Source organism: Crateriforma spongiae, from assembly GCF_012290005.1.
Classification (GTDB): domain Bacteria; phylum Planctomycetota; class Planctomycetia; order Pirellulales; family Pirellulaceae; genus Crateriforma; species Crateriforma spongiae.
The window spans coordinates 206,418-231,516 of the sequence record NZ_JAAXMS010000009.1 but is presented as its reverse complement, the minus strand read 5'-3'; the positions used below and the strand labels follow the sequence as shown (position 1 = coordinate 231,516).

General features: G+C 58.4%; 24 protein-coding genes. 10 read left to right on the top strand and 14 right to left on the bottom strand.

Annotation, left to right across the window (positions count from 1 at the left end):
* Positions 1-5 precede the first annotated feature (5 nt).
* The 4 genes from HFP54_RS21835 (at position 6) to HFP54_RS26255 (ending at position 5,315) form a co-directional block, all read left to right on the top strand.
* Positions 6-926, top strand: a complete 921-nt coding sequence (locus tag HFP54_RS21835; RefSeq protein ID WP_145292988.1) for a GGDEF domain-containing protein — start codon at positions 6-8, stop codon at positions 924-926.
* 624 nt (positions 927-1,550) lie between these two features.
* Entirely contained in the window at positions 1,551-1,865 is a 315-nt protein-coding gene (locus HFP54_RS21830; protein WP_146416031.1) for a hypothetical protein, read from the top strand.
* A 235-nt stretch (positions 1,866-2,100) separates the two neighbouring features.
* Complete coding sequence (locus tag HFP54_RS21825; protein WP_168566775.1) at positions 2,101-3,654, top strand: peptide MFS transporter; 1,554 nt, start codon at positions 2,101-2,103, stop codon at positions 3,652-3,654.
* Complete coding sequence (locus tag HFP54_RS26255; protein ID WP_146416029.1) at positions 3,651-5,315, top strand: AAA family ATPase; 1,665 nt, start codon at positions 3,651-3,653, stop codon at positions 5,313-5,315. The genes HFP54_RS21825 and HFP54_RS26255 overlap by 4 nt, the downstream gene beginning before the upstream one ends.
* A gap of 43 nt (positions 5,316-5,358) precedes the next feature.
* On the opposite strand, the gene HFP54_RS21815 is transcribed toward HFP54_RS26255, so the two are convergent.
* Positions 5,359-6,048, bottom strand: a complete 690-nt coding sequence (locus tag HFP54_RS21815) for a class I SAM-dependent methyltransferase (protein WP_146416028.1) — start codon at positions 6,046-6,048, stop codon at positions 5,359-5,361.
* A 133-nt stretch (positions 6,049-6,181) separates the two neighbouring features.
* Between HFP54_RS21815 and HFP54_RS21810 the strand changes: the two genes are divergently transcribed.
* Positions 6,182-7,519: a BamB-related PQQ repeat family beta-propellar protein gene (locus tag HFP54_RS21810; protein WP_168566774.1), complete on the top strand. Its 1,338-nt coding sequence runs from the start codon at positions 6,182-6,184 to the stop codon at positions 7,517-7,519.
* 59 nt (positions 7,520-7,578) lie between these two features.
* Positions 7,579-8,469 carry a DUF4349 domain-containing protein gene (locus HFP54_RS21805; protein ID WP_168566773.1) on the top strand — a complete coding sequence of 297 codons (891 nt, stop codon included), beginning with the start codon at positions 7,579-7,581 and terminating at the stop codon, positions 8,467-8,469.
* Positions 8,470-8,481: 12 nt separating this feature from the next.
* On the opposite strand, the gene hemB is transcribed toward HFP54_RS21805, so the two are convergent.
* Positions 8,482-9,486, bottom strand: a complete 1,005-nt coding sequence (gene hemB, locus HFP54_RS21800) for a porphobilinogen synthase (RefSeq protein ID WP_197138360.1) — start codon at positions 9,484-9,486, stop codon at positions 8,482-8,484.
* A gap of 266 nt (positions 9,487-9,752) precedes the next feature.
* Between hemB and HFP54_RS21795 the strand changes: the two genes are divergently transcribed.
* From HFP54_RS21795 to HFP54_RS21785, 3 genes are all read left to right on the top strand, one after another.
* Positions 9,753-11,246, top strand: coding sequence for a 3-keto-alpha-glucoside-1,2-lyase-like domain-containing protein (locus HFP54_RS21795; RefSeq protein WP_168566772.1), 1,494 nt, complete (start codon positions 9,753-9,755; stop codon positions 11,244-11,246).
* Positions 11,247-11,471: 225 nt separating this feature from the next.
* Complete coding sequence (locus tag HFP54_RS21790) at positions 11,472-12,641, top strand: hypothetical protein (RefSeq protein WP_168566771.1); 1,170 nt, start codon at positions 11,472-11,474, stop codon at positions 12,639-12,641.
* 43 nt (positions 12,642-12,684) lie between these two features.
* Positions 12,685-14,070 carry a polysaccharide biosynthesis/export family protein gene (locus tag HFP54_RS21785; RefSeq protein WP_235952163.1) on the top strand — a complete coding sequence of 462 codons (1,386 nt, stop codon included), beginning with the start codon at positions 12,685-12,687 and terminating at the stop codon, positions 14,068-14,070.
* Here the strand turns inward: HFP54_RS21785 and HFP54_RS21780 are convergent.
* The 4 genes from HFP54_RS21780 to HFP54_RS21765 all read right to left on the bottom strand — a co-directional run bounded on the left by HFP54_RS21780 (position 14,067) and on the right by HFP54_RS21765 (position 19,670).
* A complete protein-coding gene (locus tag HFP54_RS21780) occupies positions 14,067-15,437 on the bottom strand; it encodes a hypothetical protein (protein ID WP_168566770.1) in 1,371 nt (456 codons plus the stop codon). The genes HFP54_RS21785 and HFP54_RS21780 overlap by 4 nt on opposite strands.
* On the bottom strand, positions 15,434-16,891 hold the full coding sequence (locus tag HFP54_RS21775; protein ID WP_168566769.1) for a hypothetical protein: 1,458 nt from the start codon (positions 16,889-16,891) through the stop codon (positions 15,434-15,436). The genes HFP54_RS21780 and HFP54_RS21775 overlap by 4 nt, the downstream gene beginning before the upstream one ends.
* Positions 16,892-16,982: 91 nt before the next feature.
* Positions 16,983-18,281, bottom strand: coding sequence for an NAD(P)/FAD-dependent oxidoreductase (locus HFP54_RS21770; protein WP_168566768.1), 1,299 nt, complete (start codon positions 18,279-18,281; stop codon positions 16,983-16,985).
* A 45-nt stretch (positions 18,282-18,326) separates the two neighbouring features.
* On the bottom strand, positions 18,327-19,670 hold the full coding sequence (locus HFP54_RS21765) for an MBL fold metallo-hydrolase RNA specificity domain-containing protein (protein ID WP_168566767.1): 1,344 nt from the start codon (positions 19,668-19,670) through the stop codon (positions 18,327-18,329).
* 110 nt (positions 19,671-19,780) lie between these two features.
* Here HFP54_RS21765 and HFP54_RS21760 point away from each other — a divergent pair, with 110 nt between their 5' ends.
* Entirely contained in the window at positions 19,781-20,104 is a 324-nt protein-coding gene (locus tag HFP54_RS21760) for a hypothetical protein (protein WP_146416019.1), read from the top strand.
* A gap of 39 nt (positions 20,105-20,143) precedes the next feature.
* Here HFP54_RS21760 and HFP54_RS21755 read toward each other — a convergent pair whose 3' ends face one another.
* The 8 genes from HFP54_RS21755 to HFP54_RS21720 all read right to left on the bottom strand — a co-directional run bounded on the left by HFP54_RS21755 (position 20,144) and on the right by HFP54_RS21720 (position 25,096).
* Positions 20,144-20,542: an anti-sigma factor gene (locus HFP54_RS21755; protein WP_168566766.1), complete on the bottom strand. Its 399-nt coding sequence runs from the start codon at positions 20,540-20,542 to the stop codon at positions 20,144-20,146.
* Positions 20,543-20,567: 25 nt separating this feature from the next.
* Entirely contained in the window at positions 20,568-21,866 is a 1,299-nt protein-coding gene (locus HFP54_RS21750) for a beta-ketoacyl-[acyl-carrier-protein] synthase family protein (protein WP_146416017.1), read from the bottom strand.
* An 81-nt stretch (positions 21,867-21,947) separates the two neighbouring features.
* Entirely contained in the window at positions 21,948-22,454 is a 507-nt protein-coding gene (locus HFP54_RS21745; RefSeq protein WP_146416016.1) for a 3-hydroxyacyl-ACP dehydratase FabZ family protein, read from the bottom strand.
* Between the two features lie 3 nt (positions 22,455-22,457).
* Entirely contained in the window at positions 22,458-22,847 is a 390-nt protein-coding gene (locus HFP54_RS21740) for an acyl carrier protein (RefSeq protein WP_145293022.1), read from the bottom strand.
* A gap of 127 nt (positions 22,848-22,974) precedes the next feature.
* Positions 22,975-23,469, bottom strand: coding sequence for a 3-hydroxyacyl-ACP dehydratase FabZ family protein (locus HFP54_RS21735; RefSeq protein ID WP_146416015.1), 495 nt, complete (start codon positions 23,467-23,469; stop codon positions 22,975-22,977).
* Positions 23,470-23,671: 202 nt separating this feature from the next.
* On the bottom strand, positions 23,672-24,208 hold the full coding sequence (locus tag HFP54_RS21730) for a DMT family transporter (RefSeq protein ID WP_197138352.1): 537 nt from the start codon (positions 24,206-24,208) through the stop codon (positions 23,672-23,674).
* Between the two features lie 6 nt (positions 24,209-24,214).
* Positions 24,215-24,622: an aspartate 1-decarboxylase gene (gene panD / locus HFP54_RS21725; RefSeq protein WP_146416014.1), complete on the bottom strand. Its 408-nt coding sequence runs from the start codon at positions 24,620-24,622 to the stop codon at positions 24,215-24,217.
* Between the two features lie 72 nt (positions 24,623-24,694).
* Entirely contained in the window at positions 24,695-25,096 is a 402-nt protein-coding gene (locus HFP54_RS21720; RefSeq protein WP_197138350.1) for a response regulator, read from the bottom strand.
* Positions 25,097-25,099: the final 3 nt, after the last annotated feature.

Below are 25,099 nucleotides of genomic sequence, written 5' to 3'. Positions count from 1 at the left end.
TATTGATGTTTCAGGTTCCCTGGCAATGGATGGCCGTCGCCGGCGGCGCGGCAGGATTGTTGATCGCAGCGGCCGGATGGTTCGGGTTTCGCGCCGCGAAAACCCGCTATGCGTCCGGAATGTTCAGCAGCGAGGACCGTGACCGGATCCGACACCTGTTGTTAAGTCTGGGCAGTTGGACCAGCGAGTATTCGGGGAACGTTTCCCAGTACCAAGACCAGTTGGGCCGACTGGAAAAAGCCGTGCGTGATCACAAGGCGTCCGACGGTTCGGACGACCGGATGCTGATCTTGCTAAGCCAAATCATGAACAGCAACGACGAGTTGCAGTCGCGGTTGGAAGCGGCCGAGCGACAACTGGATAAACAAACACGACAAATCGAAAGCTATCTGACCGAAGCGCGGACCGACGGGTTGACCGGGTTGGCCAATCGTCGTGCCTTTGATCAGAAAATCGACGAACTGCTGGCGACCTATCGTCGTGGCGGCCGCGCGTTTTCGCTGGCGTTGATTGATATCGATCGTTTCAAGTCGATCAATGACACCCACGGGCACCAAATCGGTGATCAGGTGCTGCAGCACTTGGCCAGCAGCCTGAATCACGGTTTGCCATCGGCCATCATGGTGGCGCGGTTCGGCGGCGAAGAGTTCGCGGTGCTGTTGGACGTGCCGCTGAAGATGGCATCGGAAAAGATGAACGAGTTCCGAAGGCATTTCGCGTCGGAACGAATCGAAGTGGGCAACGTTTCGCTGCAGGTGACCATGAGCATCGGTGTCAGCGAGCCACGCGACGACATGGTGGTCGCACCGTTGGTTCGCCGAGCCGACGAAGCGTTGTATGCCGCCAAGAACACGGGCCGCAATCGTGTCTATTTCCACGACGGCCGTCACACCGCGTTGCTGGGCGCGCCGGAAATCGTTCACTGACGCATCGCGGTACGCCGGGGATTTTGTTCGATAAATTCCCGGCAAATTCATCGCTTCATGCGGATGATCTTTGGCATCGCACGCTACAACGCATGCCATGGACCCGTCGTTCGTGTCGGAATCGCCTCAGGCGAGTGATGCCGCTCCGTTGGTGATGCCGCCCTGGTCATGCGCCTTGTTTGCACGAACGTGCACGTCGGCACGGTCGCAAGTGTGACGTTGTGGGGACGGCCGTCGCACACCGATCGATCTCTATGCCGCCGGGGCCCGGCATCCGCCGCAACCGCAGGTGCGTGGCACGCCCCGTGCTTCCGTTCGTGTCGTCGGAGGTGATCACGGTGGTTGTCGGCAACTGCCCGAAAGTGGCAGGTGCGGTGACCGGTGGGTAGCATGAACCGTCGCTTGCCAATGGACCGTTTCGAAAAGACACGATTCGAAAAGACACGTTTTGAAAGAAGTCCACGACTGATTTCACCGGAATCGATCCCCCCGAAGCCATTGGCCGAGCATTCAAAGCAGGCCACGATTGGACATCGACGGATGCGCCCATCGGTCGAGGCCTTCAGTGCAGTGTTTCAACCGCGATGCGGTCGTTTTTGTCTTCAGACCCAAAGGGAAAGAGCCATGTTCAGCAGAATCGGATTGGCGGCCGTGCTGGCCGTCGCCGGCGTCCTGGCGACGTCGCAACAAGCGTCCGCGCACGGGCCGTTTTGGGGGCCGCGTGTGGCGTACCGCCCCTACGTTCCGGTGTATGTCCCGGCGGTGCCCGTGTACCGTCCGCCGGTATACACCTATCGTCGCGTGGTCACGCGAGTCCCCGCGGCCACCGTTTATCGCCCGCCGGTGGTCTATCACGGCGCGGTTGTCCAACGCCGGACCACGTACTATCGGGCCTATCCCAGCTATCGCAGTGGTGTGACCATTCGCGTCGGGTACTGAGCTGACGAATTGGGCCGACGAATCGCAGGATTTGCGCTCGCTTTTTGCCTTGGATGCAGAACGCGGGCGTTTTTTCTGCGCCAAGGCACCGCTTGCCGCGACCGGCGGGGACACGGCAATGCATAGCGTCTAAAATCGCGAAACGCCGAAGCTTCGCAGGAACTTCGCCGCAATCACGATTTCGTCGGACACTGTGCAAGTCCGGCCGGCTTTCAAACGTATGGATTCGATTCGCATGACCGGTGGAACCAACGATTCGGCATCGCCAGGTGGCAACGGGACACACCCGGAATCCAACCCGTTGCATTTGTCCGATGTCGAACTGGACAAGGAACCGTCCAACGTCCCACCGCCCCAAGAATTGCAGACGGGGCAGCCCGCCGGCCTGTGGGTGCTGTTCATCACCGAAATGTGGGAACGGTTCAGCTATTACGGCATGCGAGCGCTGTTGGTCTTGTACCTGATCGCATCGACGGCGGAAACGGAATCCAACCCCGGATTCGGATGGTCCGAGGCCAACGCGGCGATTCTGTATGCCGTTTACACCTGGGCGGTCTACCTGACGCCGATTTTCGGTGGTTGGTTGGCCGACCGGTTCTTGGGGACGCACCGGTCGATGTTGATCGGAGGATGGATCATCGCTGCGGGGCACATCGTGTTGGCGATGACGGAGATGTTCGGCATCACTGCTGGGGAAGCGGTAACTCTGCAGACCGGCCCTGGGGCCCTGTGTTCCTTCATTGCGGGCTTGGCCCTGATCGTGATCGGGACGGGTTTTTTCAAGCCCTGTGTCAGCGTGATGGTCGGTCAGCTGTATGGCAAAGATGACCCCCGTCGTGATAGTGGATTCACGATTTTTTACATGGGGATCAATTTAGGCGCATTTTTATCGCCCCTGATTGCGGGAACTTTGGGCCAGAAGGTTGGCTGGCACTGGGGATTCGGATCCGCCGCGGTGGGAATGATTTTGGGATTGCTCTGTTATCAGTTTTTGCGTCCGAAGTATCTGTCGGGGATCGGATTGTCGCCCAAGGAGGTCGCCGCCAATGGTACCGCCAGCGCCGTCGATCAGGCGGAACTGCAGCGTCCATTGACCAAGGTCGACACCCAACGGATCGCCGTGATTTTGATTCTGGCCTTGGTCGGAAACATCTTCTTCTGGGCCGCCTTTGAACAGGCTGGCAGTTCGCTGAACGTGTTCGCCGACCAGAATACCGATCGCACGATCATGGGATACGAGTTTCCGTCGACCTGGTATCAATCGGTCAACGCGTTGACGATCGTCATTTGTGCCCCGTTCTTCTCCATGCTTTGGGTTTGGTTGGCCAAGCGGAATGCCAACCCGTCGACGCCGATGAAGTTTGCATGGGGGTTGTGGTTTTTGGGGCTGGCGTTCGTGGCCATGGTCTTTGGTGCCCTTCAAGCACGTGACGGTTTGGCCGGTCCCCATTGGTTGTTGATCACTTATGTGTTGTGTACGTGGGGTGAATTGTGTTTATCGCCGGTCGGTTTATCGATGGTGACCAAGTTGGCGCCCCTGCGTTTGCAGTCGTTGATGATGGGAGTTTGGTTCTTGTCGTTTTCCGCCGCCAATTTGTTGGGCGGACTGATGGCGGCGTTTTCGACGAAGTTTAAGCCCGGTGCGGACGGCAGCCCCGCCGAGATTTCGTTCGTGATCGATGGGCTGCCTGGGTTCTTCTTGTTGTTGGTCTTGTTGCCAACGGTTGCCGGAGTGCTGTTGGCAATCGTTTCACCGGTCTTGAAACGTATGATGCACGGGATCAAGTGAGCGAGGTCGATTCGGCACGACTGATCGGATTGTTGCGACGGGTGATTCGCGACTGCCAGAAACTGTACGTCGATTCGGCGAAGTGGCTGGCGAAGCGACACCCGACGTTAATTGATGGACGCGCGACAGACTTCATCCGGCTGATGGAAGATCTGCATCGCGGGCTGTTGATCAAGGTCTACGTCGAAATCGTCCGCGCCGACGATCGATGGACGGGGCCGGAAAAACGTGTCGCGGCCGCGATGATCGAACATCTGTGGGACGAGAAACTGGCCGGTGCCGCGCTCCGCGAAGCCGCGATGGGGTTGTTCGAACAAGCCGATCGTTTGACTTGGGCCAGCTTGGTGGCTCCGTTTGTGCGGCACGAACCATTGGCGGGGGCACGAGCACAGGTCGAAACCGTGACCTTGCGTTTAGCAAACTTGATCGCCAAGTGTGACGGGCAAACCATGCCCGAAGAAGCTGATGCCCTGCACCGATTGCAGTATCAGATCGATTCGGCGCTGTACCCGGTCGGTGGTGCACAGGCATCCGGTGTCGATCTGGTCGACGACGGTGGACCGTCCCGGCAGGCCAAAGCGGGCCAACCGCCGGCGGACAAACATGGCACCGCCGTCGAACCGGCCGGGCCGCTGACCGATCAGCAGCGTCAGCAGCAATTGAGTTCGGCACGAAAAGAACTGGATTCGTTGATCGGCCTGTCCGCGGTCAAGTCGCGGGTCAACAGTTACACGAATTTCTTGCGACTGCAGCAACAACGTCGTGACAAAGGCATGTCGACGATGCCGATCAGTCTGCACATGGCTTTCCTGGGGAATCCCGGGACCGGAAAGACGACGGTGGCTCGCATCATCGGCCAGATCTTGGGCGCGATGGGAACGCTTTCGCGGGGACATATTGTCGAAACCGACCGCAGCGGCCTGGTTGCCCAGTACGCGGGTCAAACGGCGGTGAAGACCAACGAATTGGTCGATTCCGCCATGGGCGGCGTGCTGTTCATCGACGAAGCGTACAGCTTGATCGATGCGTCGGGGGATGATGCCTATGGCCGCGAAGCGGTGGGCACCTTGCTGAAACGGATGGAAGACAATCGCGATGACTTGGCGGTGATCCTGGCCGGATATAGCGGCGAAATGGCCAAGATGATTGAGTCCAATCCGGGTTTGAAGTCACGCATCAATACCACGATCGACTTTGAAGATTATCGTCCACAAGAATTGGGTCAGATCTTTGAATTGATGTGTCGCAAGAACCAATATCAGTTGGATGCAGCGGCACGCCATCGATTGCTGGTGGGATTCGATCATCTTTATCGCACCCGTGATCGGCACTTTGGCAACGGACGTTTGGTCCGAAACACTTTCGAAGACACGGTTCGTCGGTTGGCCGATCGAGTCGCCGAAACGACGCAGTTGTCCGAGGACTTGTTAAGCCGGCTGAAAGAAACCGACATCAGCATCAGTGGGACACGGCGATCGGTCATTGATCAACGAATGGCGATGCCTCATCGACTGCGGATCGATTGCGAAGGTTGTGCAAAACGTGTTTCGGTTCAACCGGATTCTCTGGGACGTCAGGTCCGCTGTCCGAAATGTCGTCACGTCCAAGCGGTCTTTTGGGCCGACGTGCACTATGCCGATTCCGATTCAAAGTGCTCGTAGGGAAGCGAGTGAGCGTCTCGTTTCGGGGCCGGCGGCGTCATTTTTACTGAGGACGTTGCAAACGCATGATGCGGATCGGGTGATCCGGGTCGTCTTCCAACACAACGCTGTGTTCTTCATAGACCCAGTCGTGGTTCTGAATCCAATCACGAAATTCGTTGGCGATGATTCGATGCGGATCACTTAACAACACCTCGCCGCCGGGGGACAGGTGATCGCGGACGCACTGATCCAGTTGTGGCCACAGTTCCCGCAGGTAGGTCACGTCGCTTCCCAAGATCAGCGGAAAGGTCACGCCGTCGATCCGATCGACGCCGAATCGCAGACGCTGGATTTCGCACCGATCGCGGATCGCATGGCTGCTCATTCGGACCAAATGCAGTGGATCTTCCACACCATCGGTTAGCGTCACGTTGGCACCACGAAGGGCGGCGGAGATGCCGGCATGTCCGGTGCCACAGCCGAGTTCCAGGACCCGCTGGCCTTCCAATCGGTATCGGTCCAAAAAACGGTCCAAACCTGATGCGGCTCGCCAAGTGGTCGCCCAGAACGGATCGATGACGCCTTCTTCGCCGGCATCTTGTCGCTCACAGGCCTCGATCAGCATCGCGTCGGGATCCGTCGCGACCGCCAAGTCCCAGGTGTGCCCGGCGATCGGGGTCGGTTGCCATTTCCACTTCAATCGCTGATCGGCGCGCCGGGTCAACTCGGACGGAACATCGGGAACGGGCATGGGTATTTGGCAACGGAGAAAACGATCGGATCCATGGGGCGGCAAAATGACGCGACGACACGGAACCGGCTAAGCTGGTCGGCCAATCGTAACCCAATGTTCGGTTTTCTTACAGCAAGAAGAAATGCGTCGCATGTCCGAATCCAGCCAACTTGAAAACACACCAATCGATTCAGCGTGCACACGGCGGGTGGCACTGAAATCCGGATTGGTGGCCGCCATTGCCGGCGGGTGTGCCGGTGTGGAATCAACCAGTCTGGCGCAGGCAACGGCAGACGGTTCGCTGGCGATGCCCGCCGACCAGTGGTGGTGTTGGCGGGGACCACGCGGCGACAACACGACCGCACCCGATGCCCAGGCACCCCAGCAACCGGACCCGTCGAAAGTCCGCTGGGCTGTGGATGTTCCCGGACGTGGTCACAGTTCACCCGTGGTGACCGATGACGCGATCTATCTGACGACCGGCGACAAGCAACAGCAAATCCAAGCTGTGCTCGGGTTTGACCGCGCCACCGGAAAACCGTTGTTCCAAACGGTGGTGCATCGGGGCGGAATTCCTGCAAAGAACCATCCCAAGAATACGGAAGCCAGTCCCACGGTGGCTTTTGATGGCCGTTCTTTGTTCGCGTCGTTTTATAACAGCGATGCGATTCAACTGACGTCGCTGACGACCGACGGCAAGATCCGCTGGACGAAGAAGATCGCACCGTTCGATCCACAGCGTTACCAATTCGGTTACGGCGCATCGCCACTGCTGTACGGCAACACCGTGATCGTTGCATCGGAGATGGATTTGGGGGCTTGGCTGGTCGCGCTGGATCGTCAAAGTGGCAAAGAAGTGTGGCGAACGCCGCGACCCAAAATGATCACGTTTTCATCGCCAATCGTCGCCAACGTGGCGGGACGTGATCAACTATTGATTAGCGGTGCGAATCTGGTTTGCAGCTACGATCCGAGCAACGGACGCATGCTGTGGCAAACGCCGGCGACCACCGCGGCCACCTGCGGCACCATGGTATGGAATTCGACGCATGTCTTTGCCAGCGGCGGCTATCCCGACAGCCAAACCGTGTGTGTCGCGGCCGACGGATCGGGCAAGGTCCAGTGGTCCAATAACCAAAAATGTTACGAACAATCGATGTTGGTGGTGGGTAATCACCTGTATGGCGTGACGGATGCGGGCGTCGGCCATTGCTGGGATGTGTCCGACGGACGTGTCATTTGGCGTCAACGGTTGGGCGGCAAATGGAGTAGTTCACCGGTGTTGGTCGGTGACTTGATTTATGCGTTCAACGAATCGGGAGACGGCTGGGTTTTCGAATCCGGTCGAGATCGATTCGTCCAGCGATCCCAAGTTCGTGTGGCCGACGAAGTGTTCAGCACGCCAACGGTGGTGGGCGATACGATGTACTTGAGAGTGGCCAACGGATCGGGGCAGTCGCGACGCGAAAAACTGTTGGCCATGATTTGATGCGGGGTGATCGTGGTCGCCACGGGCGACGACATCCTTTTCCCAAGGCGGACGCGGCGATGAATCGAACGTTATGGATCGGAATAGCCACCGCGCTTTTGGTGGCCGGATGTGGCATGCCGGAAGCCGGTTACAGCGGCAAAATGGCCAGCGTTGATACGGCGGAGGCTGCGGCATACGAATCCGAATCGGCCGATGCGTTGATGTCGGCATTGGCCGAGGCGGATGGATCCGGCAACGCGGCAGATCGTGCCAACGGAGCCACCAAACGCCGGATCATCTATCAAACGCGGTTATCGATGGTTGTCGAGGACTACCAAGTCTTTGAAGCCAAGTTGCCCCAGTTGGTCCGCGATCACGATGGGTTTGTGTCCAACGCCGAAACCAACCGTCGATATCGCGACGAACAATCGGGCACCTGGGTCATCCGCGTGCCAGTGGATCGCTATGACGGTTTCCTTGCGGGGGTGATGGGTCTGGGCTTTGCCGAATCACGCAAAGAAGACGCTCAAGACGTTACCGAAGAATACGTCGACGTCGAATCACGCATCAAGAATAGCCAGCGATTGGAACAACGGATGGTCGATCTGTTGGAAGAACGATCGGGCAAATTGTCCGATGTCTTGGAGATCGAACGAGAACTGGCGCGGGTCCGTGAAGAGATCGAACGGATGCAAGGCCGGCTGCGTGTGCTGGCGGATCGCACGACCTTGGCCACCGTCACGATTCAGTGTCGCGAGGAACGCAAATACACGCCGCCCGCCGCGCCGACGTTCACCTCGCGGATCGGACAATCGTGGTCGCATTCACTGGCTTCATTGCGACTGACTGCGGAAAACGCGGTCGTGTTGGCGGTCGGTGCGGTGCCCTGGTTGGTCGTCGGCGGTTTTGTCTTGTTGCCGACCGTTTGGTGGTGGCGTCGACGGCGGCGACGTCGACGCCAAGGCTGATTTGGTGTGAGTTCAGCTTTCCAATAACTCGGCGGCTTCGGCGGCAAAATAGGTCAAGACACCGTCGGCTCCGGCGCGTTTGAATGCCAACAGGCTTTCCAACATCACGGCGTTTCGGTCTAGCCATCCGTTTTGTGCCGCAGCGGCGATCATCGCGTATTCACCGCTGACTTGATAAGCGAACGTGGGCACAGCGAACGTTTCTTTGACGCGACGGACGATGTCCAAGTAAGGCATGCCGGGTTTGACCATCACGCTGTCGGCACCTTCGCCCAAGTCCAAGGCGACTTCATGAATGGCTTCGTCGGATTGGCTGGGAGCTTGCTGGTACGTTTTCTTGTCGCCACTGCCCAGGTTGCCGGACGAACCAACCGCATCGCGAAACGGACCGTAAAACGCGCTGGCGTATTTTGCGGCATAGGACATGATCTGCACTTGGCTGAAACCCGATTGGTCCAACGCTTCGCGGATCGCGCCGATTCGACCGTCCATCATGTCGCTCGGTGCGATCACGTCGCATCCGGCACGGGCCTGGACGATGGCTTGCTGGCACAGGACGTCAACGGTTTCGTCGTTGACGATCTTACCGTCACGGACCAAACCATCCTGTCCGTGGCTGCTGTACGGATCCAACGCGACGTCGCAGATCACACCGACCGCGTCACCGACCTCGGCTTTGATCGCGGCAACTGTTCGGCAAACCAAATTGTCGGGGTTGATTGCTTCGGCCGCGTCGTCGGTCTTCAATTTCGGGTCGGTCGCTGGGAAGACGGCGACCGCGGGAATCGATAGTTCACGAGCGCGTCGGGCGGCACCGGCGATCTGATCAATGCCCAGGCGTTCGACACCCGGCATGCTGGGGACGGGCTGGACGCCCGGGCCGTCGAAAACGAACCAGGGCCAGATCAGATCGCCCGAACCCAGTCGGTGTTCGGCGACTAAGCGTCGCGACCAATCGGATTGTCGGACCCGCCGCATGCGGGTGGCGGGAAACGGACCACGGGAGGTCATGTTCATCGGTAAAAGATTCTCCGGGAAATGGATACCCCATCATCGTAATAGTCCGGCGGCGGGTCGTTAGCCCGGCATCAGAATGCCCATCTTTCGGAAAACCGATTCGGCCGCGGAAGGAGCCAAGCTGTCGCAGCGTCGCGGTTGCAATACCGAGGCCATGCAATGCCCGGGCATCGAGAGTGCTAAACTGGGCGATTGAATGGGGCGACCCAAACAAGTGGCCGCCCGAACGAACATTGACCCATGGGTAACTGCGAAGAAGGACAGTGATGCTCGCACGATTAATCTTGGCGGTCGCCGCCACGTTTGGATTCAGTATTTTTAGTTTCGCGGCAGCTGCATCGCCGTTGAAAGTGTTGATCATCGACGGGTTCAACCCGTATCACGATTGGCAAAAGACGACTCCCGAACTGACGGCGATCTTGGAAGGCAGCGGTCGTTTCGAAGTCACCGTCATGACCGCGCCACAAGACGAAAAGGCGATGCGTCAGTTTCGACCCGACTTCGACAAGTTTGACGTCTTTGTTTCCAACTACAACGGATTGGCGTGGACGGAACAGACCCAACAAGCTTTTGAAAAGTACATCGCCAGCGGTGGTGGATTCGTCAGCGTTCATGCCGCCGATAATGCTTTCCCGCAATGGCCCGAGTACAACCGGATGATCGGACTGGGCGGCTGGGGCGGACGCAACGAAAAATCGGGACCCTACGTGCGGTGGAACGATCAACAGCAACGCTTCGTTCGTGATCTGTCACCCGGGAAAGGTGGTGCGCATGGCAAGCGAGTGCCGTTCTTGGTGATTTGCCGTGACATGGACCACCCGATCACACGTGGCTTGCCGTCATCGTTTTTGCAAACCGATGATGAACTTTATTCGAAGCTGCGTGGTCCGGCGGAAAACATGCATATTTTGGCCACCGCGCAACAGGACCCATCGACGGGCGGCACAGGATTGCATGAGCCGGTTCTGATGACGATTCACTACGGCAACGGACGCGTGTTCCATACGACGTTGGGACACGATTTGACCGCGATGTCGGGTGCAGCGTTTCAAGTCACGTTGCTGCGTGGTACCGAATGGGCGGCAACCGGTCAGGTGTCCGACGATATCGTCGACGCGAAGGTGTTGAGCGCTGATGAAGCCGTGGTGCTGGTCAAAACCGATGCGGCGGACAGCACAGAAGAGGCACCGGCGATCGATGGCGAAGGTTGGGTCACGATCTTCAACGGCAAAGACACGACCGGCTGGACTCAAAAGAATGGCACCGCCACGTATCGTATCGAGGATGGTGTGGTCGTCGGAAAGACCGCCGAAGGAAGCCCGAACAGCTTCCTGTGTACCGAGAAGTCCTATGGTGATTTCGAATTGACTTTCGAAGTCATGGTCGACCCGGGATTGAACAGCGGTGTGCAGATTCGTTCCGGAACCAAAGAAGATACCGGCCGCGTGTATGGTCCCCAGGTGGAAATTGAAACGGCTCCCGGCGAATCGGGATACGTCTATGGGGAAGCGACCGGGCGTGGGTGGCTGAGCCCGAACCAGGACACCAAAGACGCCTACAAGAACGATCAGTGGAACCGATACGTGATCCGCGCCAAAGGCGATCGGATTCAAACGTGGATCAACGGCACGATGGTCGAAGATCTGCGCGATGCGGAATCGCGACGCGAAGGCTTCATCGGATTGCAGGTCCACGGCATCAAGAAGGGTACCGGCCCGTACGAAGTCCGCTGGCGCGACATTCGCGTACGTGAACTTTAACGATTAACCCGGTTGTCACCCCTGTGACCGGCGTGACGAATGCCGACATGTCGCCGGTTGTTCGGTCTGTCGCAGGGGCACGGCGGGTTTCCGTCGACCACCGACCGCATTCCCGTCAACGGAATTCGCCTGTTCAGTCGATTGAAGCACGATGGATCGGTTGTCTTCGGTGTGCAAGGACGCATGCCGGGCCGCCAAGAGGGATCATCGTGAGCCGCCACTGTCATGGAAGTACGACGAAGTGATCGTTGTCGACGTGCGACAAAAAGTCGGCGGGTCTGGATCGCCCTATTAAGCCTGTCGTGCGTCGCCGCCGGCAGTTCCGCGTTCGCACAGCAACAGTGTGTTCGGCTGCCCGCCACCGGTGAAACGGCTACGGCGTCGTCACCGATCTTCTTGCCACCGCCCACGCCGCCTTCGCTTTCCACCACGGTTGCGGCTCGCCAAGCCAAGCCTGAACCCAGGCGCCTGCCCACGCTTGACCCTGGCGGTGCCGACGTATTGGAGTCGGCCGACCCGAAATGGCGCGATCCCGATGCGATTCGATTGCGCAGCCAATCCGTTCAATCCCTTTACGATGCCGCGGCTTCACTGCAACGTGGCTCCGTCTTCACAGCCGAGCATCAGGCATGGTCGGCGCTGCAGCAATGGGTGGCTTCGCGCGACGCGGCTGAAGACACGACGATTCATAGCCGACAGTTGAACCGTGCCGTTGATGCGGTTCGCGAGGCGGAAGACTTTGGCGGTCGCTTTGATGGCATCGATGCGGATGCGATCGCGCGAATGATCGAAGCTCACCAGACCGTGACTTTGAAAGATCGTCCGGCAACGTCGCTGACCGCGGATCAAGCCACCAAGGCTTACCTGGCTGAAGCGGAACGCAATCTGATCGCTGCTTGCGGCAATTCCCCAGAAGCGGGCGATGCCTTGCTGGTGTTGGCGCGAATCCGCAATCGCCGCGATGAAGGAAACCGCCACTTCAACGCTCGAGTGGCCATCACGTTTCAAAAAGCCGCGGTGATGGCATCACCACAAAGCGCGATCGCACGCCGCGATCTGGGGGCTTCGTTACTGAAGCAGGGAATGGTGCCTCAGGCGATCGAATCGCTGTTGATGAGCAATCAGCTTGCTCCCACACGCCAGACCACTGAACTGTTGATGACGGCGGCGGGCACGATTGGTCATGCACCGTTAGTGCAAGCTTGTCACCGCAGTTTGCAAGACACTCGGCTGCCCAGCGACTTTCCCGTCGTACAACTCAGCCCACAGGCCTTCGCTCAAACGAGTGCTAGGCGCGGGCCGTCGGTTAGCCCACCGACACAGATTGCCACACGCCCCGGTCCGCCATCCGAAGCAACGCCGACACCGGCGTGGTACCAATTCTGGCGACGATAAACCTTTGGATTCATGGACTCTGGCTTTCCGTCAGGCATCAACGATGACCCAACACCGCGCTGCACGACCGATCACCGCCCCAATCGCGACTTTGGCTTTGGCCGTCGCCATGTTGGGTGGATTGATGCATGGCGATTGTGCTTGGTCGCAGACGTTGTTACCGCCCAATTCATCGGTCAGCGGTCAACGGTCCATGCCCACGATGCGTTTGCCTGCTGGGAATGAGTTCGGCAAACATGCCGGGCCGATCGGCGAAGTCGGGCTGTCACATCACCGACCGGCGCCGTATGCCGTCGCCGCGATGCCGATGGTCGCACCGTCCACATGCGCGTCATGTGCCGGGGTGGGATGCCGTGTTTGCGTCGACCGCGATGGTCGCGAAGGCTTTGATCAGTTCGCCCATCACCAGGGCATCTGCACGGATCAGTGTGCCCAAAGTCAGTGTTGGCAGTGTCCGTACACATCGCCGTTTGATCTGTATCGACAAGGCGGATACGCCGGTCCGTCCCGAACACCGCACGTCTATCAGTACCGCTTGCGCCCCGGTGACGTGATTCAGTTGACGTATTTGTTAAGCGACCACCAAACGGCCACTGAGTATCGATTGAGCGTTGGTGACGAACTGTTGATTGAATCGGAGGCCGATGAAGCGCTGACTCGGGGAACGCTGGAGAACGGAATCGAAATCCAGCCGGATGGTACGATCACGCTGCGGTTCATTGGAACCGTTCACGCTGCGGGGCAGACGATTGACCAACTGCGTGAATCACTGAATGACAAATATTCCAAACTGTATGCGGATCCAGCGATTGACGTGACGCCGGTTTCCACGGCGACTGCCTCCAAACGCATCCGAGATGCGATCAGCGGTACCGGTGGATTCACGGCGCAGTTCGTCAACCAAACCGTCACCCCCCAAGGCGAAATTCGCTTGCCCGGCATCGGCAGTGTTCAGGCACAAGGCCTGACCTTGGAAGAACTAAAACGCGAAATCAATCTGCGGTACGCTTCGTCAGTGGGTGGGATCGAAGTCGAACCGGCACTGCAGCAACAGGCGCCACACTACATCTATGTGCTGGGCGAAGCGGTCACGCCGGGACGATTCACCATCGACCAGCCGACCACGGTGTTGGGCGCGATCGCGATGGCCGGCGGTCACGTTCCCGGTGCCAACCTTCGTCAGATCGTCATTTTCCGACGCGGTGAAAACTGGGAACTGATATCGACCATGTTGGATTTGCGTGGGGCCATTCTGGGCAAATCTGCGCTGCCACACGATGAGATTTGGGTCCAAGACGGTGACGTGATCATCCTGCCCAGCATGCCGATCCGACTGTTCGATAACTTTGTGCGTCTGGTTTTCACCGAAGGCATCTACGGCATTGTCCCATTCCAAGGGTTTTCCATCGACCTGGATGACAGCAATTAATCCTTTGCCAGGGTTGGCCGTTTGACACGAACGACCCACCAAGCGTCTTCGTAGGCCCTCGGATTCTCCAGGGGATCTGCGTCTTGTAGTCCCTCCGTCATTTGGTCGGGACGTTGCATCGGTTCCAGCCAAATGAGGGCGCTGGATTCACCGTCCACGCGATATCGCAATGGCAACGAATGACGGATGCTGGATCCCTCCGGTGCGATAATTTGTTCGAATTCACCGGGCGACGGCCATGATCCGCGTTGGGCCGCGGATCGTTGGATCTGCAGGCCGGCTGAAACCACCGCGGCTGTGGTTTCGGATCTGGCGAATGCCTTGCTGATCGCAACCAAGCTGGGCCGTGACATTTCGGTCAAGGCACGATCCATCTTGGACAGCCAGCCGGCTTGGGCGTACTCCGAATCCAACTGCGTCGATAGCTGCTGGATCTTTTCGTCGGTGGTGTGAATGTTGCCACCGATTTGCCCCAAAGTTTTTTCGAACAATTCCAACGTGGCCAATGCGTCGAAGGGGCGTTTTCCCAAGCCAACACCGCCGGGAAGGTTTCGCAGGTTGGTCAGCATCATGCTGCGTTCGCCGATCAATGCCAGTCGCAGTTCGTCCAGCGGATCTCCGCGGCGGTCGACTTCTTTCAGCAGTTGGTTCAACTGCGATACGTTGTAAGCGTCGTGGTCCAAACCGATGCGGATCTGTTGAAGGCTGATTTGCAGGATGGCGATGCGGATCAGCTGGGTGATCACGTCCGGTGTCCCTTGCAGTGACCTGGCGACGGCCAAGGTTTGCGTGGTTGATTCGGTCGCTTCGGCGCCGTCGCCATCACGCATCGCCACACGGTGCCGCAGCGTTAACAAACGGGCCAATGCCCGACATGCTTGCTGGTGTTGCAATCGCGCGTTGGCGTTGTTGAATGCGATCGGATAGCGAACCGCACCCGGTGATGCCGCCAGGATTGCCAGTTCGTCGAACACCGATTTCTGAGATTGCAAAAAGTCACGCACCGTCGATTCGTCTTGCCAATCGGAACCGGCCGACGGAACGTCGTCTGCACCGCCCAGGACCGGCATTCCACGCGCGGCTTGTAAAAACTCGGGCGTTTCGACGTGGGATGTCAGTGCGGTCCAGCGATTCGACAGGGCGTCACTGGAATGGCTGGCGTAGTACTGCTGATGACTGGTGATGTCGATGGGCTGGCCATCGGCGGCCAGCGTTGCCAGTGCGTCATCCAGTCGGCCTTGGGCGAAGGAGTTTCGACCCAACCACCAAGTCACCACGATCAAAACCAGAACCAGTGGCGCGACGAAAACCGCAATCATCAGTTTCGCCATGCACGACAATCCCCTGCTCTCGCGTTTCTCACTCATTCGTTTTCCTGGGGTTTCGTGGAGATCCGAATCACCATGTCTCGGTCCGGGTTCAGGGTCAGGTTGGGCGGTTCGGTTGGTGTCGGGGCGAGTTCACTGAATGCTGAGTAGTCCGTGGTCGGATCAAATCCCCAAACCAACAGCGTACCGTCGGCTTGTTCATGAATGCCGAAGGGCCGGTCGCCACTGGGATGTACTGATTTCGCGTCCAGGCCGACTCGCTGAAGTTCGTCAACGGTTTGCGGCCAGCGACTTTCTTGATGGCGATACAGTCTCGCCGCGATCGCGGTACGAACGAGTCGACGTTGATGTTCGTTTCGAAGAAATGCCAACACCGACATCTGGATCGGGGGTGTCAACGTTGCCGATACGCATCGTTCGGCTTGCTGAAAGACGTTCAATTGCTGTAGCGATTGAGACTGTTGATCGGCGATGTCCAGAAGCAATGGAGCGTCTTTGACGAGATCGTCGGACACCGCGCGAAGCCACAGTTCAAACGATTCAATCGCCGACAACTTGTCGGTGGCGTGGCCGCCTAGTGTTCGTTGCAGGCGATCAGGTTTGTCAAAGAACAGATTTTCGTCGGCAAAGACGTCGCGATTGAAGTTGTCCAGCGCGAAGGCGCGTTCGCCGATGATCGCGTTCCGAAGCGATTCGGCGGAAGAATCCAATGCGTCGATCGCTTGCAACAGATCCGACAGCTGCGACTGATCCAGCGTGTCGGCTTCCAGTGCCATGTCAATACTGTCCATTGCGACCGATTCTACCGCGATTCGCACCAAATGGCTGATCAGCAACGGCGACTTTTCCTGGCTTCGTGCGAAGAAGATCCCGTTGCGAAGGGCCTGGTGGGCGGACACCGAATCACCATGGTGAATCGCGTGTCTTGCTTTGACACGTAGCACTCGGGCCAGGTTGCGTTGATCGCCAAACTGGTCAAAGACGGTATCAAAATCCCGGAAATCGACGTCCACTCGAAAGTGTGTGTCGGCATCCAACCATTGATCGATCTTGCGGAAGAATTCAACGTTGTCATCAAGGAATTGTTGGACTTCTTTGTCGGCCGGGTATGGCTTACCCGGCAGTGGAATTTCCTTCTCATCGACCGCAATCAGGACATTTCCGAGCGATGTGGCAAAGGGTTCCGAATTCAATTGGTCTCTGATCGACCGCCAAAGGTCACGGCCGTGGTTTGTCGTCGACCGGTTGTAATACGTCTGCAGGCTGATCGCGTCGATCGGCAAGCCTTGCGCTGAAAGCGTTTGCAGACGGTCTGTGACGGCTTGATTTGCCAACGCTTGTCGACGCTTCCACCACAGCCCCATTGAACCGGCGATCAACAACGGCAGAACCGTCAACAGAATCAGCGACCATCCCAGGCAGCCGAAACCAAACGAGCCGCGGCGATCGTTGTTTTTTTTAGGATCGGGCGTTGATCGGTCAGGCGATGACATCGCGACGGCGGGATAAAATCAGGACGGGCGACGGGACCGAATCGGTGAGATTTCGATGGTCAGCGACCAGTCTAGGCCAAGTACCAGGCGATCAGGGGCGCGGTTCTTTTAGCAATTCTTTCGCCGCGCGAAGTCCGCTGTTCATGGCACCCTGGATGCTGGGCGTTTCCAGGTAGTCGCCGCATCGAACCAGCGTTCCAGCGGGCACGTCGGCGTCACCAAGTCGCCGAACCGACGCCGGTTGAATCACGGGATCCAGATCAGTGACGGGCAATCCGAACGGTACTCGGTACACGTGCAGACAATTCCACCCGCATGCTGAATCACCGAACCACGATGCCAATTGGTTGCGAACTTGGGTCTCCGTGGTTTCGGTGTCGCCGGTTTCGGGATCCATGTCGGCCGAATCGACCGATACGCTGATCAACGATTTCCCCGGTGGTGCGTATTCCGGTGCCACATCGCTGATCACGACGGCCGTTTGGATCGGACCCGATTCGTCGCCGCGGAGCATCAATAGTTTTCTCGGATCGGGTGTCCGATCGGTGGTGAAGTAATAGTTCGTGGTACCCGACCACGGCGTTTCCATGGACGCATCGCCCAGTAGCGCCGCCGCGGCATTGCTTTCCACCGCCACGGCGACCCGGTCGGACGTCAACGATGAACCGTCGGACAACCCGATCCGGTATTCGCCGTTCTGACGCACCAGGTCGACGACCGTGTGCGAAAACCGCAACGTACCTTGTGGCAGTTGGTCGGCCAGCTGACGCGGGATCGCGGCCATGCCTTCGGCGGGAATCGCAATGTCGCCCTCGGCAAACATGCGAAACACGAACTCCAGCATACGGCTGGACGTTCGAAGGGTTTCATCCAAAAAGACGCCACCCAAGAACGGTCGGAAAAACTGATCGATCATCGACTGGCTGAAACCCGCCTGATTCAGTCGATCGATCGTGGCCGTTGCCGGACGTTGGTATAGGCCGTCCAGAGTGCCATGCCGGCTGGACGAACGTAATTTCGCGACCCGTATTTTATCGCTCAACGTTCCCACCGGGTTGGTCAATGTCGCGATGGCTTGGGTGGGGCGTCGCCAAGGATCGCCCAGGACCGCAAACCGACCTTGTTGTCGAATGAGCGCCCCCGGTTCAAAGGGGCGCAACCGCAACGCGTCGTAGTCAAGCAGTTCGCGACAGGCCGGATAAGCAGTCAACAAGACTTGAAAGCCGTGGTCCAGCGTGAAGCCGTCGATCACATCGGTGCGGACGCGACCACCGGGACGTTCGCTGGCTTCCAGAATTGAAAAGTCGACGCCATGATTTGCCAAGTGTGTGGCACAAGACAATCCGGCAAGCCCGCCGCCAATGATCAGGGTGTTGTAATGAGTTTTCATGGCTGCGATAGATCCTGAATAATATGCCGGCGGGATGGCCGACGATTAAAAGTCGTCGACCTGGTATCCCTTCTCGGTCAGCTTCTTGGCCAGGGTGCGTTTGGGTTGGTAATCCCCGTGGACCAACCGAATACGTTTGGGGGCGGATTCAAAATGGTCCACAAATTCGATCAGGTCCGCTTGGTCCGCGTGGGCGCTGTAGCCGCTTAATTGGTGGACGTCTGCGGCGACGTGGTACTTTTTACCGTCCAGCCGAAGCCAGTGGGCACCACGCTGCAACCGTTGGCCCGGTGTTCCGCTGGCTTGGTAACCACAGAACACGATATCTGTTCGCGGATCGTCCAAGAAACGTTTTAGATAGTTGACCACCCTGCCGCCGGTGCACATGCCACTGCCGGCGATGACGATGGCGGGCAGTTCGGTGCGCGCGATGTAATTCAGCGTGTCCCGGTGTTCGTCGTGATCGCCGATCTTGACCAAGTTTTCGAAGACCAGTGGTTGATCATCGGTCTTCATCAAGTGCTGGGCTTCTTCGCTCCAGTAGTCCTGCAGGTCGTCGTATAGGGCGGTGAAGCGTGACGCCAAAGGCGAATCGATCAACACATCGACGCGGTGCAAAAGCGACTGTCCGCCTTCGGATTGCAACCGCTCAAAGATGCCGTTCATCTCGTACAGCAGCGCTTGGGTACGTCCCAGACTGAATGCCGGGATGATCGTCACGCCATGGTCTTGCAGCGTTTTCCGCAGGATCGATTCCAATGCGGCTTGCCGATCGCCCGATCGCGGGTGCAATCGATCGCCGTAGGTCGATTCCAACACCAGCAAGTCGGCCTCCGGCGGACTGGTCGGCGGATTCAACAATGGATTGGTGCCCGCACCCAGATCGCCGGAAAAGACCACCAACGATCCGTCGGGCAAACGAACTTCGAAAATCGTCGATCCCAGGACATGTCCCGCCGGACGAAGACGGATTTCCACACCGCCTTCGATGCGATGCCATTGGTGATAATCCAGCGGGCGGACCAACGCGTCGACCGCTTCCAGGAATCGGTCGATCAGACGTTCCGATCGGGTGAAGCCGATCCGAATGGCGTCCTCCATCACCAGCGGCAACAACTTGGCCGATGGAGGGCTGCAATAAATCGGCTGTTCGAACCCCGCGGCCATCAAGTGGGGTAACCGTCCACAGTGATCAATGTGAACGTGGGTCAGCAACAGACTTTGGATGCCGTCGAGCGGAAACTCGATTTCTGGTCCACCGTGTTTCTGGGCTTCATCGCCTTGGAAGATCCCACAGTCAACCAACAGACTGTGACGTCCGTCATCCCAAGACAACTGGTGGCATGATCCGGTCACGCCTTGGTGGGCCCCGTGGTGAAACAGCTTCATGAAACCGGTGGATGCATGGAATTGGCGGCGGTGACCAGACGTGTCATTCGCCCGGCGATCTTTGACAACAGATCGGATGAATCTATTCGCCAAATCAAGGATACGGAATCATGGATAAGTTTTACGTGCAATCGGGATCGTTTCGTTGTGTCGTCCAAGCTGACGATTCCCGCAAAGCAGCGTTGTGGGCGGTGCATCAAGTGATGGGCCAAATTTTGCCGATCGACGGCGACGAACCGACGGCATCGGAATCGGCCGATGGCAACGAAGCGTCCAAACCGGTCGCCGTTTTGGGCGGTCGTGTGAAAGTCAGCCGTCGCGGGTATGACCGCGACGATGCGGGTGAAATGCCGACGATGGACGTGGTCGCGGACTGGAACCAGATGGTCACGACGTTGGACCGGTTGCAACGCATGATGTACCGCGCGGCATGATCGTGTGCCGGATCCGGCCTGACCTGCCCGCAGCGTGCGTCACGAACCCAGGTGGCCGACGCTGGTTTGAAAGTATTTGGTGCGCCGGCGGACGGTTTCTTCACCGCCGGCCGCCGCGGCTTCCAAATCCGCCAGATTGGCGGCGCAGTAACGACAACCGACTTGTTCCAGATGGAACCGAATGTAATCGGCGCGTTCTTCGTCCAAGGTGCCCAAGATGTATTGCCCCAGTTCGCCTCGGTCGGGGCATGACAGTCGGTTGCGTCGCCAAATGCCGCCGATGGTGTGCAGGCCGGCGGATTGTCGTCCGGTCACCTCGGTCAGCCGATGACGCAACGCCGCGTCGGTTCGCAGATGATGCTCCAGTTCCGCCGATCGCGATGGCGGCAGGGCTTCGTCCAGAAAGGCGGCCAATTCGGCGTCGGTAAACTCAGCCATGGTGCAACTCAGCCAACAGAAAACATCAGCCGTCGTGGCGGCTTAAGCAAAGCGAAACGTTCTGGCCGCCGAACCCGAAGCTGTTGTTCAAAGCGTATCGGATTTCGCCCGGGCGGGCTTCGTTGGGAACGTAATCCAGATCGCATTCTGGATCAGGATTTTCATAGTTGATTGTCGGTGGCAAAACGCTGTCACGCATCGCCATCAAACACACGATCATCTCGGTCACGCCGGCCGCGGCGATCAAATGGCCCATCATGCTCTTGGTGCTGCTGACGGGGACCGAATCGGCCAACGCGCCGAACACCTCGCGGCAAGCTTTGGTTTCGACGCGGTCGTTGACCTTGGTGCTGGTGCCGTGGGCGTTGACGTATTGAATGTCGGCGGGTGTCAAACTTGCGTCGCTGATCGCCATTCGCATCGCGGCAATCGCGCCGTGGCCGTCCGGTGGAATGTCGGTGACACGGTACGCGTCGGCGGTGGTGCCATAGCCGGCGATTTCGCCATAGATCGTCGCGCCGCGTTTCTTAGCCATCTCCAGTTCTTCCAAGATGACCATTGCCGATCCTTCGCCCAGCACGAATCCATTTCGTTTCAAATCGAACGGACGGCTGGCTTTGGTCGGCTGGTCGTTGGATTCGGACAACGCGGTCAACAGGTTGAACCCGGTCACGCCGAACGGATGGATCATGCTGTGGGTTCCGCCGGCGATCATCGCGTCGGCTTCGCCGCGACGGATGATTTCGGTGGCTTCGCCGACGGCTTGGCTGCTGGCGGCACAGGCGGTCAGGCAATTGAAATTGGGACCCTGGGCATTGAACTTGGTCGCCACGTGGGCGGCCGGCATGTTGGGTTCCTGTTCCAGTTCCTTGGCGGGATCCAGCAGGTCCAGTCCGGCACGGACGAACTTGGCTTCGTCGTATTCGCCTTCGGCCAAAGCGGCGACCATCATTTTGCTGAAGGTGTTGAAGTCCTGATTGCCTTCACCACTGCCCAAGTAAACGCCCAACCGCGTCGGGTCGGTGATCGCGTCGATGATGCCGCTGTCACGGACGGCTTGGTTGGCCGCGCCGATGGCAAACTTGGTATGCCTACCCAACTTGTCGACCGATCCCATGCCGTCGTCGGCTTCGGTCAGGTCCCAGTTCTTGATTTCGGCGCTGATCTTGGTCGGAAATCCGCTGGCGTCAAACAGCGTCGTCGGTGCGACACCGGATTTGCCTTCCTGTAACCCGGACCAGACGGTGGCAACGTCGTGTCCCATGGGATTGATCATCCCGATACCGGTGACGACGACGCGACGGCGATGGGAATCAGTGGGCATGAAAGCGTGGGTCCAGCGGGGAAAGTCGATGACAAAGGGCGACACCGATCACGGTACGCCGTCGTGACGACAGGCGGTCGATCAAAGGTTGTCGTAATGGGGCAACGGATTGCCGTCAGCGTCGACGGCGACGTGAAAGAAATTCATGATCCGCAGCATCGTTCGCAGGTCGCCGGGTTGGAACAGAGGGCCGTCGACCAGATGACCGGGTTCCAAAAAGGCGAACATCAAATCAATGTCGGCTTGCGGTTGCGTACCGCAAACACTGTGTCCGGTCGCAATGGCGCCGGTGTCGTTGGCCGATTTAAAATCGACGCGATAACGCAGTTGGTCACCGACCCGAGCCGGTTGGTGGTACGTCGCCTTGCCGACTTTGGCCAGCACGACACGCTTTTCAAACTTGAAGTGTTCGGCCACCAGGATACCGCCCAGCTGTGCCATGCCCTCGATGATCAGGGTCGGCGGCAGGACGGGATAGCCCGGCAGGTATTCGTCAACCACTTCTTCATCCAGCGCGACATTCTTGATCCCGCTGGCGTGTGAACCGCTGACGAACTCGGTAAATCGGTCGATCCAAAACCAACGCATGGATCACTGGCCGAGCTTGGATTCGACGTATTTGCACAAATCGCCGACGGTCAGAATGTTTCCAAAGTCTTGGACGCGAGGGTTCTTTTCGAACTCTTCCAGATCAGCCCAGGGCATACGTCGTTTCAGTTCCGCCATGCCTTCGGCGGTCACGGTGCCGTCCTGGACGTATTGACTGTTGGTCAAAATGTCTTCGGGCGACAGTTCTTCGCGCGGGATCGAGATATCGAATGCGCTTTCAAGTTTGAAAACGATGTCCAAGAAATCGATCGATTCGGCACCCAAGTCGCCCACCAGGGTCGCTTCGCGGGTGACCTCGTCGTCATCGACGCCCAGTGCGTCGACGAGTGATTCCTGGACTTTTTCGAAGATTTCATCCTGTGACAGACTCATTGTGCGATTTCCTTGGCAGGGGTGACGTTGAATGGAAGTGAATGGGATGTCGGATGGACGTTGATTTTGATGCCGGTCGGTCCCGGTCGCTAGCGGACGACGTTGCGGCAAAACGGGGAAGCCATCGCTAGGCGGCTTCGACTTCCGGAATGTCTTGGGGACATCCGAACAATGTCTGAAACTGGTTTCGGCACCGCTGCGCCAATTCTTCGTCGGTATTCAGACGCGCCGGATCCCCGCTGCTGCGGACATCCATGTGCAGAATCGCACTGACAGTGACCCGGCCCTCTTTGGCGGCGACCGCTTTGATGCGGAACGAATCGCCGTCGCGTGATTTGATCTCGGCGGTCACGCGGAGCGTTTCGCCGGGGGACAAAAAGTCGCCGAACTTCACACTGCGGGCTTCCCGCAGAAAGATCATCGGGCACTGAAAATCCAGCGTCGAACGGACCAGCCAGATCGCCGCTTGGTGCAGCGCTTCGAGCATCATCACCCCGGGCATCACGGGGAGATTCGGAAAATGGTCGCTCAGATATTCTTCATCGGCCAAAAGCGTGCGTTCCCCGACCAGCCGCGAACCGGGCTGGAGGGCGATGATTTTATCGATTTGCCGATATTTCACTGCAGTATCTAACGGTGCCAATCAGGCGAAGTGGGGCGTTTGCCAGCGCGGGCGCGACCTGAAGTCGAATCGATACGATAGTTGTCGGCATATATTGCCTCAACCGGAGTTCTTTCCAGCCGCAGCCGCGATTTGCCACCGCGGGATACCAAATCGGCGTTCGGTGCGACCAGATCGACCCCGTCGGTCCAAAACGATTGGTTCAGCGATCGGTGACCTGATCGCCGGCCGTCGGTTCCGCGGGCGGGGGATCACCACTGGTGGTGACGACCTGGCGTTGGGCGGCAACGATGACCAGGACGCCCGCAATCAACAACGCGGTGCCCAGCAAACGCATTGGCGATGCGGCGGTCCGTGGATTTCCCAGCCATCCGTAGTGGTCCAGGATCACCGCACCGACGGTCTGGCCGGTCATCACGGCGGCGAACCACGGCAATGAACCCACCCGGGGCACGAAAATCAGCGACGTCGTGACCATCACCACGCCGATGGCACCGCCGAACCAAATCCACCAAGGCAATTGGCCGGCTGGGCGGACAAATTCCGGCGGAAACCGGCCCATCGCCAGGCAAATCACGAATACGATCGCCGCGCCGCTGGCAAAAGAAATCATGGACGCCTGCATCGGGTGTGCGACACTTCGTCCCAATTGTCCGTTCACGCTGGGCTGGGTTGCCAACAGGCATCCGGTCGCCAGACCCACCAGCACGGCGACGGTCAAAATTCCGAAATTGGACAAACGCGATTACCCCCCCGCCGGGCTTCGACGCTGGGGGCCGGCCAATTCGGGGCCGCCGTGAACGATTTGGTTCGATTCGTCGACGAACACCAAACGCGGCTGATGCCGGTCGACTTCGGATTCGGGCACAAAACAGTAGGTCGCCAGGATCACCAGATCGCCGGGGTGAATCAGGTGGGCCGCCGCGCCGTTGGCGCAGATGTCGTTTGAATCGGGCAGCCCTTCGATGGCGTACGTTTCCAGACGGCTTCCCCGTGTGACGTCCCACACGTGGATTGCTTCGTAGGGAACGATCCCGGCGGCTTCCAACAAGTGTGGTGGAACCGTCAGGCTGCCCTCATATTCCAAATCGGCACCCGTCACCGTCGCGCGGTGAATCTTTGATGCCAACATCTTTCGAAAACGTCCGTTCATGCGTGAATTATGGTCGTCGGTCGACCGATCGCCAAGCGCAAACGGTTCTTTGGTCGCACCCGATGTTGACCACTATGCATCACCCAGAAAGGGTTCCAACAGCGACCGTGTTGCCGGATCGGTCAACGCCAGCTTCCCGAAACCCGGCACCGCACCGGTTTCGGTCGCGGTTTGTTGGTGTTCCTCGTAATTGGAAACCAGCATCACCGGAACCGCATTGGTGTCTGGATCCGATTTGATCTGACGGATCACGTCCAGGCCATCGGTGTAGTCACGGTCAAGTTTACGATTGACCGTGACCAAGTCGACCTTGCGGTTCTTCAAAACCTCCAGGGTGTCTTCGGCCCCATGAGTCTGAATCACGTGCACCTTGAAGTGACGGGTGACCATTTGACGGATGGAGGCAAAATCAGGGCCACAGTTGCCGCAATCGACAAGCGTCTTGGCGGTTTGCCCGTTGGACGATGTGTTCAAGAT

What these genes read in the sequence shown, in the direction of transcription:
- HFP54_RS21835 (WP_145292988.1), top strand. Translation starts at nt 6, where the DNA reads ATGTTTCAGGTTCCCTGGCAATGGATGGCCGTCGCCGGCGGCGCGGCA.
- HFP54_RS21830 (WP_146416031.1), top strand. Translation starts at nt 1,551, where the DNA reads ATGTTCAGCAGAATCGGATTGGCGGCCGTGCTGGCCGTCGCCGGCGTC.
- HFP54_RS21825 (WP_168566775.1), top strand. Translation starts at nt 2,101, where the DNA reads ATGACCGGTGGAACCAACGATTCGGCATCGCCAGGTGGCAACGGGACA.
- HFP54_RS21815 (WP_146416028.1), bottom strand. Translation starts at nt 6,048, where the DNA reads ATGCCCGTTCCCGATGTTCCGTCCGAGTTGACCCGGCGCGCCGATCAG.
- HFP54_RS21810 (WP_168566774.1), top strand. Translation starts at nt 6,182, where the DNA reads ATGTCCGAATCCAGCCAACTTGAAAACACACCAATCGATTCAGCGTGC.
- HFP54_RS21805 (WP_168566773.1), top strand. Translation starts at nt 7,579, where the DNA reads ATGAATCGAACGTTATGGATCGGAATAGCCACCGCGCTTTTGGTGGCC.
- hemB (WP_197138360.1), bottom strand. Translation starts at nt 9,486, where the DNA reads ATGAACATGACCTCCCGTGGTCCGTTTCCCGCCACCCGCATGCGGCGG.
- HFP54_RS21795 (WP_168566772.1), top strand. Translation starts at nt 9,753, where the DNA reads ATGCTCGCACGATTAATCTTGGCGGTCGCCGCCACGTTTGGATTCAGT.
- HFP54_RS21790 (WP_168566771.1), top strand. Translation starts at nt 11,472, where the DNA reads ATGGAAGTACGACGAAGTGATCGTTGTCGACGTGCGACAAAAAGTCGG.
- HFP54_RS21785 (WP_235952163.1), top strand. Translation starts at nt 12,685, where the DNA reads ATGACCCAACACCGCGCTGCACGACCGATCACCGCCCCAATCGCGACT.
- HFP54_RS21780 (WP_168566770.1), bottom strand. Translation starts at nt 15,437, where the DNA reads ATGAGTGAGAAACGCGAGAGCAGGGGATTGTCGTGCATGGCGAAACTG.
- HFP54_RS21775 (WP_168566769.1), bottom strand. Translation starts at nt 16,891, where the DNA reads ATGTCATCGCCTGACCGATCAACGCCCGATCCTAAAAAAAACAACGAT.
- HFP54_RS21770 (WP_168566768.1), bottom strand. Translation starts at nt 18,281, where the DNA reads ATGAAAACTCATTACAACACCCTGATCATTGGCGGCGGGCTTGCCGGA.
- HFP54_RS21765 (WP_168566767.1), bottom strand. Translation starts at nt 19,670, where the DNA reads ATGAAGCTGTTTCACCACGGGGCCCACCAAGGCGTGACCGGATCATGC.
- HFP54_RS21760 (WP_146416019.1), top strand. Translation starts at nt 19,781, where the DNA reads ATGGATAAGTTTTACGTGCAATCGGGATCGTTTCGTTGTGTCGTCCAA.
- HFP54_RS21755 (WP_168566766.1), bottom strand. Translation starts at nt 20,542, where the DNA reads ATGGCTGAGTTTACCGACGCCGAATTGGCCGCCTTTCTGGACGAAGCC.
- HFP54_RS21750 (WP_146416017.1), bottom strand. Translation starts at nt 21,866, where the DNA reads ATGCCCACTGATTCCCATCGCCGTCGCGTCGTCGTCACCGGTATCGGG.
- HFP54_RS21745 (WP_146416016.1), bottom strand. Translation starts at nt 22,454, where the DNA reads ATGCGTTGGTTTTGGATCGACCGATTTACCGAGTTCGTCAGCGGTTCA.
- HFP54_RS21740 (WP_145293022.1), bottom strand. Translation starts at nt 22,847, where the DNA reads ATGAGTCTGTCACAGGATGAAATCTTCGAAAAAGTCCAGGAATCACTC.
- panD (WP_146416014.1), bottom strand. Translation starts at nt 24,622, where the DNA reads ATGAACGGACGTTTTCGAAAGATGTTGGCATCAAAGATTCACCGCGCG.